Genomic DNA, 13668 nt, shown 5'->3' with positions numbered 1-13668 from the left:
GCACTCCGATGTTTTTTTATGTTTTAGCCGTCAAAACGCTGTTCCAAACAATACTTTATGCTTAAATTTACTTTGCTTAGAGCCATTTTCAGCAAACATTTCTTTTATACTACAGCGATGAAATTTACGACGATTGCCGGCATCACTTTCATGGTGTTCATTTTTTCTGGACTTGCTGCAGGTTGCGGAGCCCTTACAAAAAAAAGCAAAGCCAAAAGCAAGATCAGCTATAACTATGATGTTCGTCCGATTCTTTCCGACAAATGCTTCGCCTGCCATGGCCCCGATAAAAACAAACAGGAAGCCGGCCTGCGCCTGGATATTGAAGCCAATGCCAAGGCGCCGCTCCGGGAAACAAAAGGCGCTTACGCCATCGTACCCGGAAAGCCCGAAGCATCGGAACTCGTTAAACGCATCACATCCGCAGACCCCTCCTACCAGATGCCTACACCGGAGTCGCACCTGGGGGTACTGAATGAACGGGAAATCGATATCCTTACACGCTGGATCAAACAGGGTGCACCCTACGAAAAGCACTGGGCGTTTATGGCACCCCAAAAAGCACCGCTTCCGGATATCCGCAACAAGGAATGGCCCCGGAATGAGATCGACTATTTTATTGCGGAGAAAATGGAAGAACACGAATTGCAACCCAATGAAGCCGCAGATAAAAGTATGCTGCTGAAACGGGTATCACTGGATCTTACAGGGCTGCTTCCCGATCTGCAAATGCAGGAGGCCTTTGAAACAGACAACAGCAATACCGCTTATGAAAAAGCGGTTGACCGGCTGCTGGCAAGCCCCCAGTTCGGGGAAAAGATGGCCCTGCACTGGCTGGACATTTCGCGCTATGCCGACAGCTATGGCTACCAGGACGATGATATCCGTACGCAATGGCCCTACCGCGACTGGGTCATCCACGCGTTCAATAACAATATGCCCTATGATCAGTTTATTACCTGGCAGCTGGCCGGAGACCTGCTGCCCAACAGCGGAAAAGAACAACTGCTGGCCACCGCTTTCCTGCGCAATCATAAGATAACCGAAGAAGGTGGTGTAATACCGGAGGAGTACCGGGTGGAATATGCCATCGACAAAGTAAAAACGTTTTCCAAAGGCATACTGGCCATGACCGCCGAATGTGCCCAGTGTCATGATCACAAATACGATCCCATATCACAGAAAGACTATTACCAGCTATTTGCTTTTTTCAACACCAGTAAAGAGCAGGGGCTGGAAGGGCTTGTAAATTCGGGGCCTGCAAAAACACCGGTCCTTACGTTAACAACCGATGATACAAAAAGCCTGCTCCGTTTTATCAATCCGAAAGATACCGCCCGTGTGAATGTATCGGTAATGGGCGAACTGGACACCCTGCGTACCACCTATATTTTAAACAGGGGCGTTTATGATCAGCACGGAGCGGTGGTAACAGCCGGCGCCCTGCAAGCCGTAATGCGGTTTGACACCACCCGCTATCCGAAAAACAGGCTTGGCCTGGCGCAATGGACGGTGAGCAAACAAAATCCGCTTACCGCAAGGGTATTTGTAAACCAGCTATGGGAGCAGCTTTTTGGCAAGGGCATTGTAAAAACGGTAGGCGATTTTGGCATGCAGGGCAACCTGCCCACCCATCCCGAATTACTGGACTGGCTGGCCGTAGATTTTATGGAACATGGATGGAACATGAAGGAACTGATCCGTAAAATGGTGTTATCTGCCACCTATCGGCAATCTTCACGGATCGATCCGAAGGCCAAAGAAAAAGACCCGGACAATGTATACTACGCCCGGTCTACCCGTATCCGGCTGCCGGCTGAAAGCATTCGGGATGCCATACTGGGCAGCAGCGGCCTGCTCAATAAAACCATCGGTGGCCCTAGCGTAAAACCCTATCAGCCGAAAGGTCTTTGGGAAGCCGCTACTTCGGGTAGGGGCGCACTTACCTCTTACAGCCAGGACAGCGACAGTGACCTTTACCGCAGAGGCATTTATACCTTTATAAAACTTACGGTGCCGCCGCCCTCCATGATCATTTTTGATGCCAGTAACCGGGATCAGTGCGAAGTAAACCGGCTTACCACCAATACCCCGCTGCAGGCGCTGATCATGATGAACGACCCTACCGTGCTGGAAGCATCCCGGGTGTTTGCAGAAAAACTTTCAGAAAAAGGAACGGGAATGGAACAGGCTATTCGCATTGCCTTTGAAAGCATCCTCTGCCGTAAGCCGGCCGCCAGGGAAATGGAAATCCTGAAAAAATATTATACGGATCAGCTGAATGTATTTAACCAGAAAAAAAAGGAAGTGGGTAAAACACTGGCCGTTGGAGAATACCCGCACCGTACCGATCCGGCCGGCAATATAAAGGCTGCTGCATTGATGCGGGTGATCAACATGATCTATAATATGGAAGAAACCATTGTAAAAGTATAAAACAGCGATATACATATACGCACATTAACGCGTTTAAATCTGATAACATGGAAAAAGAAGTATTAGAGCACGGACTCAACCTCAACCGCCGCCGCTTTCTCACAAAACTCGGGATGGGCATCGGCGGTGCGGCACTGGGTACTTTGCTGATCCCTGATTTTTTCAGCGGAAAAGATGTGGAAGAAGCCATTGTTTCCGGCCTGCCGCATTTTGCGCCGAAGGCGAAACGCATTATCTATCTCTTCCAGAACGGGGCGCCCTCCCAACTGGATCTGTTTGACTATAAACCCAAACTGAATGAAATGCAGGGACAGGACCTCCCGGAATCAGTACGCCAGGGGCAGCGTCTTACCGGCATGACGGCCAATCAATCAAAGTTCCCGCTGGCCGGAACCCTGTTTAAATTTAACCAGTACGGTGAGCACCGCGCCTGGATCAGTGATCTTTTACCTTATACGGCACGCATTGTAGACGATCTCTGTATTGTAAAGAGCCTTTATACCGAGGCCATTAATCACGATCCCGCACTCACCTTTTTTCAAACCGGCGCCCAGGTAGGCAATCGCCCGAGTATGGGTGCCTGGCTGAGTTATGGGCTGGGCAGCGAAAACAAAAACCTGCCGGCATTCTGCGTACTCCTTTCCAAAGGGAAGGGCAACGGGCAGGGCGTATACTCCAAACTCTGGACCAACGGTTTCCTGGACTCCGTTCACCAGGGTGTTCAATTCAGTAACGGCGAAAACCCGGTACTTTATCTGAATGACCCCGATGGTATGGATAAAACTGAAAGAAGGAAAATGCTGGATCATCTTTCAGAATTGAACAATGAAAGCTATGCTGTAGTGGGCGACCCCGAAATAAAAGCCAAGGTACAGCAGTATGAAATGGCGTACCGCATGCAAACCGCCGTACCTGAAGTAACCGACCTTAGTAAGGAACCGGAATCGATCATCAAACTCTACGGCCCCGATTGCCTGGTACCCGGTACCTATGCCGCCAACTGTCTTTTAGCCCGGAAATTATCAGAGAACGGCGTACGCTTTGTACAACTGTATCACCAGGGCTGGGACAGCCACGGCAATCTGCCCAATGAGCTTGCGGGGCAGTGCAGGGATACCGACCAGGCATCCGCAGCACTGGTTACCGACCTGAAGCAAAGAGGCATGCTGGATGAAACGCTCGTCATTTGGGGCGGAGAATTCGGCCGTACCAATTACTGCCAGGGTGCGCTTTCAAAAGACAATTATGGCCGCGATCATCATCCACGTTGCTTTACGATGTGGATGGCCGGCGGCGGCGTAAAACCCGGTGTGTATGGAGAAACAGATGAGTTTGGTTACAATATCATTAAAGATCCGGTGCATGTACACGACTTTCACGCAACGGCCCTTCACCTGATGGGACTCGATCATGAGCGCCTGGTATATAAACACCTCGGGCGCCGTTACCGGCTCACCGATGTTGCAGGAAAAATTGTAACAGGACTAATGGCGTAGAGAGATTTGAGATTTCAGATTTCAGAATTGAGATTTCAGATTTGAGATTTCAGATTTGAGGGTTTGAAATTTGAAGCTTTATTATCGTAGTATCGGGCAGCTCTTAGCCAAAACCCGGTATCTGAAAATTATAAAAAAAATATGAACAGAAAACATTTTATCCGCAATACTGCCCTGGGCCTTACCGGCATGCTGTATACTCCGGAATGGCTGATTAAAAACAATATCGTATTGGGACAAGGCAACAAACGTTACCGGTTAAACACCACCTGGAGCCAGGCCGATGTGGCCCGGTATCCGGTAAACGATTGCCACGAAATGGTACAGGACAGTAAAGGACGCATCCTGCTGCTGACCAATGAAACAAAGAATAATGTGATTATTTATGATAAGAATGGTAAATTATTAAACACCTGGGGGACCGAATACCCGGGTGCCCACGGCCTGACCCTCTTTAACGAAAATGGAACCGATGTGCTGTTTATCTGCGATAACAAGCGGCACCAGGTTATCAAAACCAGCATTGATGGTAAGGTACTGCTCACGTTGGATTATCCCAAAGAAACCGGTGCCTATTCCAAAGCGGAGGAGTATATACCCACCGAAACGGCCATAGCACCAAACGGCGATATCTACGTAGTGGATGGGTATGGAAAGGATTTTGTGATCCAATACGATCATAAAGGGCGCTATATCCGGCATTTCGGCGGCCGGGGCAGTGAGCCGAAGCACCTGCTGAATGCGCACGGCATCTGCATCGACCACCGGAATAAAAAACCCGAGCTGATTGTAACATCCCGGAGGGAAAACGCATTCAAACGCTATTCGATGGACGGCGTATATATCAATACGATCGCAATGCCGGGTGCCTGGGTTTGCCGGCCGGTGATCAAGGGCGATCATTTATACGCGGCCGTTTTACAAAGTAACAGTAAACAGGACCAGCGGTCTGGCTTTGTAACCATATTGAACAAGAGAAACCAGGTCATATCCAACCTCGCCGGTGCGGCACCCCGGTATACAGAAGGAAAATTACAGGAGTTATACCAAAGCGATCCGGTTTTCCAATATCCGCATGATGTATGCATTGATGATGAAGAGAACCTGTATGTGGCACAATGGAACTCCGGCAAGGTATATCCTTATAAGCTGGAGCCTGTGGTTTAAACCAGCACTATCTTAAATATTGGAGCAAGCAAACAAACCAATCATGAAGCAATTGAAGTGGAGGGAAATCGTTTTTAATGCATGCATTGCACTGAACGGCCTGTTATTATTCCTGGTGCTTTTTGACCACTACCTGCAAATACCGGCCTTCCTCCAGGTAGCCGGCCGGGCACATCCGCTGGTACTCCACTTTCCTATCGTATTATTACTGGTTGCATTTTTATTTGAACTATCGCTCCGTTCGCCCCGGCAGGCGGCACATCAGCCAATTGCCGACGGTTTGTTGCTGGCGGCTTCTTTTACCACCGTTATTACCGCCCTGATGGGACTGCTCTTATCAAAAGAACCCGGGTATGATCCCGCGGTTATCAGTGCGCATAAGTGGATGGGCGTTCTCTGTGCTTTTATCAGCATGCTATGGTACAGCTTCCGCAACCGTATACGAAAACAGCGCAGCCTGATACTAACCACGGGCCTGCTGTCTACCGTTGTGTTGCTGATCGCAGGGCATAAGGGCGCCACCATTACGCATGGTGACGACTTTCTTTTATCCCCGGTCCTTTCCGTTAATAAAGGCCCCGATATACCCCTGGAAGCGGCCGTTGTTTATACCCACCTGGTACATCCGATCCTTGAAAAAAAATGTATGGGCTGTCACAACAGTGGCAAGGCCAAGGGCGAACTGGTAATGGAAACAACAGAACGCTTACTTAAAGGAGGAAAGAACGGGAAACTATGGGATACGGCAGCCGTTGACCTGGGATTGATGATGCAGCGCATCCATATGCCCCTCGAAAGCAAGGAGCATATGCCGCCAAAGGGAAAACCCCAACTCACGGAAGACGAGGCCAGGATTCTTTATTTATGGATAAAGGGTGGTTCTGATTTCACCAAAAAAGTAACCGATCTGCCGGCCGGCGATTCGCTGCGGATGCTGGCGGCCAACTTCTTCAAAAGCGAAGAAAACGAGGTATACGATTTTAAGGCGGCAGACGAGCAACTGGTTGCAGGTCTCAACACTGCATACCGGGTCATCGCTCCCCTTGCAACCGGTTCACCGGCACTGGCGGTGAATTTTTACGGCAGTTCCCGGTTCCGGTCTGAACAACTCAGGGAACTGGAAAAGATAAAAGACCAGATCGCGTCTTTACAACTGGGCAGGATGCCGGTGACCGATGAGGATCTTAAAATGATCGGAACATTCTCCAATTTGCGCACCCTGAACCTGGCCTTTACAGCCGTTAAAGGCGAGGGGCTCCGGCACCTTACCCACTTACAGCATCTGAAGCAGTTATCGCTCTCAGGAACCGGTGTGCGGCCCGAACAGCTCTATGTTCTTGCACCACTGCAAAAACTACGGTCCGTGCAGATCTGGAACACCGCTTTCACGGAAAATGATTTAACACCTTTGAAAAAACGGTTTCCAAAAACAGGGTTTGATATCGGGTACAAAGGCGACACGGTGATTGCGAAACTGAGCACGCCTGTAATTAAAACAGAACAACGCATCTTTAACAGTACGCTTGCCGTTGAAATTAAAAACCCGGTAAAGGGCGCTGTAACCCGTTATACGCTGGATGGCAGTGAACCGGACAGCCTTACATCACCCGTATACTCAGCTCCGGTTACGCTTAGCAAAGCGTCTGCTATTAAAGCACGGTCTTACCTGGCCGGCTGGATCACCAGCGACCTGGCAAAGGAAACCTTTTATAAAAGCAGTGTACGGCCAGACAGTATCCGGTTAATGACCCTACCGCAGAAAGAATACCAGCAGAGAGCGCGGGAAGGAAAAGCGCTGATAGACCTGCAGCTGGGGAAAGAGAACTTTGGTACCAGGGAATGGGTTGGATATAAGGATGCCCCGTTTGAAGCACTCCTGTTTTTTAAACAACCCGTACCCCTGCAATCCGTTACTTTTAGTTCACTGGTATCGATCGACAGTTATGTGCTGCCGGCCCGTGAACTGGAGGTTTGGGGAGGCACGTCGGTTCAATCGCTAAAGTTGTTAGGCCGCTCCAATCCCCCACAACCGGCTTCACCGGCACCCGCTTATACAATGGGTTATGAATGCCGCTTCCCGGCACAAACCGTTCAGGTGATCAAACTAACTGCAAGGCCCGTTAACCGGCTTCCAGCCTGGCACCGCGGCAAGGGCGAAAAAGGATGGATCTTTTTAGACGAACTCCTGTTCAATTAACTGCTGCAGGTATAAAAAAACCCCTGGTAAAGAATTACCAGGGGGCGGTTCTTAATTCTAAAACTGAAACTAAAAACTCTTGAATAACTTATTCCTGTACAGCCTGTATTACTTTACTATAGGAGTATCCGCCATCTTTATCAACCTGCTTAATACGGATGAACAGTTTTGTACTGGCATCAACCGACGGCGTTTCCTGTTTTTTACAGGACGAGATTCCAAAGAGACCGGCGCCCATTACCACAGCAAGCATAAAGATCCACTTGTTCCTGCGGTTTGCCAGCAAGCCGGCAAACGCCAGCACGGCAATAGAAATGCCCAGCAGGCCGGTGGCCGCGCTCTGGCTCAGGCTAAAATCATAACTAAGGGGCATATTGGAATACCCGTTTAAAGCCTTACTGGCAACATCTCCGATCTTTACGAACGCTTTGCCGTCTTTTGAGGCTTCAATTTCAAAATGGCTATTGTTTTGTTCTGTGAGTGTTGTAAAGCTTACCTGCAGCAGGTTTCCTTTTACAGCCGCACTTAACTTGTCAAACGAGGCCGGCAGGAAGATGTCTTCTGCTTTGATCACTACTTCCGAGCTGGTGGTGCCACAATCGGTGGTTGCCGTATAGGTTACTTTGATACCGGCATTATTTCCGGTAATGGTCAGTAACCCGGTTTGGGTAATGGTTGCCGGACCGGTTACACTAAAGGTTCCTCCTGCCGGTGTAAACACCAACTGTATCTGGTCTCCGATATGCAAAGAACCCTGCGGCGGAAACAAGGTAGTGGCTCCCGAACTTGCACCGCAGATATCCATAACAGCAGTGGCGGAGAAATTATAGGTAGCTTCATCCTGATCATTAGAAGTACCATCGGCCATGCTGCCATTGATCCGGTGTCCTACATAGCCATAGCGGCCGCTGCATTTTTTCACCACCATGGACGTGTGTCCGCCCGTTTCAACCGCCATCATCACATCGGAACCAGATAAACCACCGATTACGTTTGTGGGGTTCACATTACCGCCACCGGAAACACCCAGCATATTGCGTTCGTTATTACCCCATGCCCATACATTACCGGTATTGGTTAGCGCATTTACGGCCGAATTACCGTAATTATCATGTTCGTTCGGGCTGATCCAGGCAATATTGGCCAGATCCGTATTACTGCCCGACTTCACGCGTACCCAGCTTGTTCTTTCGGTGGAACTACGGTCACCCAGCTGCTGCTCACTGTTATCCCCCATGCTGTACACATAGCCATCGGTGCCCAGCGCATAGTGGCTGCTCCTGCTCCGGGTACCGGTCATACCGATCATTTTGGGTGTAAACTGATTTGAAGAATAAGTACGCGTCATTTTCCTGGCCCTGGATCTGGTTCCGTTACCCACGTTCAGATTATTGCCGCTGGTATTGGTGCCCAGGTATACCTGGTCGCCCCAGGTCCACATATCCCCATTGGCATCCAGCGCCATCAGGCCGCCGGGTGCACCTCTTACTGCCACGATATTACCGAGGTTCCCGGCGCTTGTATTGTTATTACTGCTGGTAGCGGTACTGTATTCTACCCGGGCCCAGGTGGAGGCATCGCCGCCATTACCGTTCCCGCGCATATTCCCGTTTTGTGAAAGCACATATACGTCTCCGGTACAGCTAAGGATAACCAGGGTCTGGTATGTACCAAACAGCATCTTTACCTGGTTGGGTGCCACCGGAAGTTGTGCGGTGGTCATTACCTTGGCGAACGAGGAACTGGTGGTCCAGCTGCTGCTGATGAGCTTTCCCTGGCTTCCCCAAACAAAAAGGCCATCCGTGGTCAGCACGGCAAACTGTACCTGGTGACCATTAGTTGAACCTGCATTACTTCCTCCTGTAAATTTCAGGATAGTGCCGGTTAGCCCGGCGTAGTTGGCATTATTCATTTCTGCCGGCACCAGGTTATTACCGGTACCATTGCTTTTGGTATCTTCTCCCCAAGCCAATACGCGCCCGTCTGCCTGCCGGGCCAGCGTACTGTGAAAGGTGCTTACGATATTATCATACTCTATCGAGCTGTTATCCGTAACATTCAAATAAGCGTTGCCGCATACGGTACATTGCGCCTGTGCGGAACGGGATAAACCCAAAAGCATTATGCAGAAAATTGCCGCTAATGCTGCTGTAGTGATTTTTCGTTGTGTCATTTTCTGATTCAGTTTTATGAGTGATTATATTTTAGCCGACAGTAAACCGGTGCACAAAAGCCATTGACTTCCCGTTTGCACCAGTCAATAAAATGCCTGCGCTGCTTTCAGAGCCGTTCCAAAAACAACGTTTCCCTGCCAGGGCCGAAGACAACAAACCTTGTAACGGAGCGTGCCGATCAGGCAAAGACAGTAATCCTTGTTTGTTAAAGGTTGCCAAGTTTTCCGGGGGCGCACCTCTAACCTGTACAAACATCCGAAGCGTCAACGCACAATCAAGTAGAAGGACCCGGGTAATGATCCTTTTATGACGCATACAGATCCGTAGCGGATCCAATATTGTTTAGAAGCTGGTAAAGGGGATTGCTTTTCAGAACAACCATACAGACCGATCCTGTTATGATACTGTATGTATGATTGCAAAGACTATAAAATACAGCCACAGTTGGAATACAATAAACATTGTATGTTGCATTTCAAAAGCAGTGCTGCTCTGCTCTTTTATAGTCTTACTTTTATTACAACTCAAAAATAGGCGCCTTTAAAATGGTTCCGAAAACAATTCGATGAGTGCTGCTTTTTATTCGCCGGACACGGTTTGTAAACGGTTAACATTTTTTTGGGGAGTACACGGTAATAATTCATTTATGGCAGAGCGGTCCGGAACCTCGGTTCGCAGGAACATCCCACAAAAAAAGAAGACTATTCCTGCTAAAGGCGGGCAAAAAATTTGGGCAGCTGTATAAAAAAAATCTTGGTAATTGTACTTTTTACAGCCCTCCTTCCTGCTTATTAAACCCAGGAAGTAAGCAGGAAACAACGCAGGTATCTACCCGGCATTCAGACAGCCGGGGTGTGCATATCTAACTACTGCAAGCAGGTTCCCTTATAACAAGGTCATAGCCACCGGTCAGGCCGTTTCATCATCGGGCATATCTACCGGTTTTGATTGGGGTGAGCCCTTTTGACGAAACCATATCGACAATAATACCAGGCTGGCCACGGCAAGAAATTCACTTTGCCAGTTTTGGAAGGATTCAAACCAGAAACGCGGTTCACCTGCATACTCAAACGCTGATGCCGCAGGTTGCCCTTTCCGGATAGCCTCCTGGTTAAAGTCTTTAAAACTTCCATAGAAATGCGCTAAAAAGCTTAAAATGAACAGCAGCGCCAGCGCCAGCGAAAGGGAACGTTTATACCACCACAGCCAGGCGCCACCTTTTTTTACCGGCCATGGGGCACGCGGATGTGGCTCGGGCTCCCGGTCTACTTCCTCCGTCTTTTCAAGACTCTTGGATTCTCCGGACCCTTTCTGCCGTAAAAAAACGGTCAGAACCACATACAACATCATCTGCAAAAATTCGCTTTCCCAATTCTCAAAGGTGGCCTGTATAAAGTGTCCGCTGTGCAGGTATGGCCAGAACTGAAGGGCCGGCAACCCCGCCTCCTGCTGCTCTTTATTAAACACGTTCCATCCGGTAATCATTTGTCCGGATAAAGAGGCAAACATTAAAACAAACAAAACAATACTAAGACCATTGCGGTAAAAAAATCCCTGTTTTTTCATGACATCCTCCGTTTTATTACTGCAGTTATCTGTATCTTTTCCATATCAAAAAAAGCCCCCCGCATATAGCGGGGGACAAATTTTCTTTCTTCCTTCGCCGGTATGATCCGTTTCAGGTACAACGGGTTTAATCTCAGTGTATATCTTTCGATAAAAACACACCCCGGAAGAAAACTTTCTAATTAAAGTAGAAATATAATGCCAAATATCTTTTCCCGTTTCATTGATCGGGGCCCAAAACAATCCTTTCATACAGAACCGGTTAACAGCCAACCACTTTTTGGATAACCGGCGCCAACATAAAGAGGCTGTAGCACCGCATTCCGCCTCCGGATTTTTTTTCCCATTCTGTGTAACATTATCCGCAGTTCCGTTCTTAAAGGCCACCGATCTATCCGCGGACATTTATCGTTGACGAAACAAACGCCATCCCATCCACCATAAAGCATACGCAGCAATCAATATCAGGATCACCGGTTTCCCGTTTTGTGTATGCGTCCCCGGTTGCTGCTTACGTATGCGCCTGATCCTTCCTACAAAATTGCTGATGCCTTTATCCGAATAAATGCCGTATGCATCCAGCAATGTGCCTTTTATACCGTCATGGGTTTGTATCAGATAAAGGATCGCACTGTCTGCCGGATCACTTTCGCCTTCAAACCGGTAAAAATTCCGGATACTGACGGCATCCGGAGGATACACCCGCCGCGCTCCCTTCTAAGACAGCCCCGTATCGCACACAAAAAAATCCGTTACATATCCCAATTGCATGGCCCTGCGAAGACACTCTGAAATCGTATTCATTTTTTCCGATGAGGTTTCTTTTTCCATAATCATTTTTTAACACCGTTATTTGCAAAAATGCTGCCTGCATCTTTCACCGCGTAATCCCGTTTAAGTGCGCATCCACAAAAATCAACGGAATACCCGCCGGCACAATTGCTCAACAACAGACGAATCCTCCTCTTACGGTCTTATTCAAGCATCCCCGATAAGGTTTGTGCATTCGCCACTGCATAGCCTTCCTGGTCATTATCAAAATAAACATATACATCCTTTCCGGCCGCCTGCCATTCGTTGCACCGTTTCATCCAGCTTTTTAAAACCGCTGTAGTGTACCGGCCCTGGTACTTGCCGGCAGGACCATGTAACCGAACGTACACAAAATCAGCCGTCACCATTAAGGGCGAACGATGTTTATCGAGATGATAAATACAAAAAGCGCATTGATAGGTTTTCAGCAAGGCATAGATCTGCTCATCATACCAGGTTGGGTTCCGGAATTCAAAACAGTACCGGTGCTGCGGCGGAAGTTTTTGCAGTAACAGTTCCAGCCGCTCGGGGTTTATCTTCCACAATGGGGTTAATTGAAACAACACAGGTCCCAGCTTTTTCTTCAGGTGTTGTATATTTTTAAAAAACGGCTGCAAATCACTTTTGGTCACCAGGAGCTTTTTCATATGTGTAAAAAAGCGGCTCGCTTTAACCGAAAAAATGAAATCTTCAGACACGGCTGAAGCCCAGGCAGTAAATGTTTCGGGAGCAGGGAGATGATAAAAACTGTTATTGATCTCAACTGTTTTAAGATAGTGCTGGTAATAGTTCAGCTGGTCTGACTCCTTTACCGTACCGGGGTAAAACACCTCCTTCCAATGTTTATAGTGCCACCCTGAGGTGCCGATATAGATCTTTCCTTTTTTCATAAACCATCGCCTCAATGATACCGCTTTTAAGGCTTCCGGCAACAGACTTGCATTGCCACAGTAACCGCACGGCATCTGCCCTAATAGGTCCGGCGTTGCTGCATCACCATGCTGCCTACCGTTTTTATATATTCCAGGTGCTGCTCCAGCACCGGCAGGCGGAGAATAGCCCACCGGAGCAGATCAGAATCCTTGCCCGCACTGATATATCGTTTAAATAATTCGATATCGCTTCCATGCATCTTTTTTACCTGCTGCAGATACCGGTCATCAAATGCAGTGCCTTTTATACCCCGCAATTCATGCAATAGATTTCCATCCGCAGGCGCTGCAGGTATACTGATATTTTTCTTTGCGGCAATGCCCTTTAGCGCCGCATTGGCTATTGCATATTCATGCGCCATACTATCGCCCAGTTGCCGCACCAGTTTTTCAGAAGCCTTATCAACCGCTGTAATTCCCAGTTCTGCTTCCGTCATACCCGATCCGGCAGCATCAACTGCGAAACGGGCATCCCGTTCCAGTGTTGCGGCAACCGTGTGGTCACTTTGTTTTTTAAAACGCGCCGCATTACTGTCACTTGCAGCGTTTTGCTCGCCGGCAGGGCGCGGGTTACAGGATAAAAAAGTTCCGGCAATACTGCAGCTGATCATTAAAAAAAATACATACCGTCGCATTTAAAATAGATTAAAGTGGATGAGCTGTTTTCTAAAAAATAGGGAGCACATCAGCGCTCCCCTTAATTTCCGATGCTGAAACCTCGAGTTACCGGAAACCGCTTCTTCACGAATGTAAAACGCAAGCAGCGGGCCAAATATGCACCCACCCCGCTACCTTGCTATGAGCAACGTTGTGCCTGGCCATGCGGCTGGGTTACCCCTGGTAAAAATTTCCACACCCTGTGGTCTTCCGTTCCCCTTATTTGTAAT

Annotated in this window: 9 protein-coding genes and 1 riboswitch; of the genes, 4 read left to right on the top strand and 5 right to left on the bottom strand. The window is 48.6% G+C overall.

The features are described from left to right. The first annotated feature begins 57 nt into the window (after positions 1-57). The 4 genes from LQ567_RS02335 to LQ567_RS02320 all read left to right on the top strand — a co-directional run bounded on the left by LQ567_RS02335 (position 58) and on the right by LQ567_RS02320 (position 7296). Positions 58-2436, top strand: coding sequence for a PSD1 and planctomycete cytochrome C domain-containing protein (locus tag LQ567_RS02335; RefSeq protein WP_231002487.1), 2379 nt, complete (start codon positions 58-60; stop codon positions 2434-2436). Positions 2437-2483: 47 nt separating this feature from the next. Next, positions 2484-3932, top strand: coding sequence for a DUF1501 domain-containing protein (locus LQ567_RS02330; RefSeq protein ID WP_231002486.1), 1449 nt, complete (start codon positions 2484-2486; stop codon positions 3930-3932). A gap of 141 nt (positions 3933-4073) precedes the next feature. Further along, the gene (locus LQ567_RS02325) at positions 4074-5099 is read left to right on the top strand and encodes a 6-bladed beta-propeller (RefSeq protein WP_231002485.1); all 1026 of its coding nucleotides are present in this window, start codon (positions 4074-4076) and stop codon (positions 5097-5099) included. Between the two features lie 43 nt (positions 5100-5142). Next, entirely contained in the window at positions 5143-7296 is a 2154-nt protein-coding gene (locus tag LQ567_RS02320; RefSeq protein ID WP_231002484.1) for an FN3 associated domain-containing protein, read from the top strand. Positions 7297-7384: 88 nt separating this feature from the next. Here LQ567_RS02320 and LQ567_RS02315 read toward each other — a convergent pair whose 3' ends face one another. The 5 genes from LQ567_RS02315 to LQ567_RS02295 all read right to left on the bottom strand — a co-directional run bounded on the left by LQ567_RS02315 (position 7385) and on the right by LQ567_RS02295 (position 13416). Then, the gene (locus tag LQ567_RS02315) at positions 7385-9469 is read right to left on the bottom strand and encodes an RCC1 domain-containing protein (protein WP_231002483.1); all 2085 of its coding nucleotides are present in this window, start codon (positions 9467-9469) and stop codon (positions 7385-7387) included. Between the two features lie 910 nt (positions 9470-10379). Continuing rightward, positions 10380-11036 carry a DUF6766 family protein gene (locus LQ567_RS02310; protein ID WP_231002482.1) on the bottom strand — a complete coding sequence of 219 codons (657 nt, stop codon included), beginning with the start codon at positions 11034-11036 and terminating at the stop codon, positions 10380-10382. Between the two features lie 72 nt (positions 11037-11108). Next, positions 11109-11212, bottom strand: a riboswitch (TPP riboswitch). Between the two features lie 229 nt (positions 11213-11441). Then, positions 11442-11738, bottom strand: coding sequence for a hypothetical protein (locus LQ567_RS02305; protein WP_231002481.1), 297 nt, complete (start codon positions 11736-11738; stop codon positions 11442-11444). A 272-nt stretch (positions 11739-12010) separates the two neighbouring features. Further along, a complete protein-coding gene (locus LQ567_RS02300) occupies positions 12011-12754 on the bottom strand; it encodes a DUF72 domain-containing protein (protein ID WP_231002480.1) in 744 nt (247 codons plus the stop codon). Positions 12755-12819: 65 nt separating this feature from the next. Further along, the gene (locus LQ567_RS02295) at positions 12820-13416 is read right to left on the bottom strand and encodes a DUF4142 domain-containing protein (protein WP_231002479.1); all 597 of its coding nucleotides are present in this window, start codon (positions 13414-13416) and stop codon (positions 12820-12822) included. Between the last annotated feature and the right edge of the window lie 252 nt (positions 13417-13668).

Origin of the sequence: Niabella pedocola, assembly GCF_021044425.1 — a bacterium.
Lineage (GTDB): Bacteria > Bacteroidota > Bacteroidia > Chitinophagales > Chitinophagaceae > Niabella > Niabella pedocola.
Note: the sequence above shows the minus strand (reverse complement) of the source record. Positions and strands in the feature narration are given on the sequence as shown.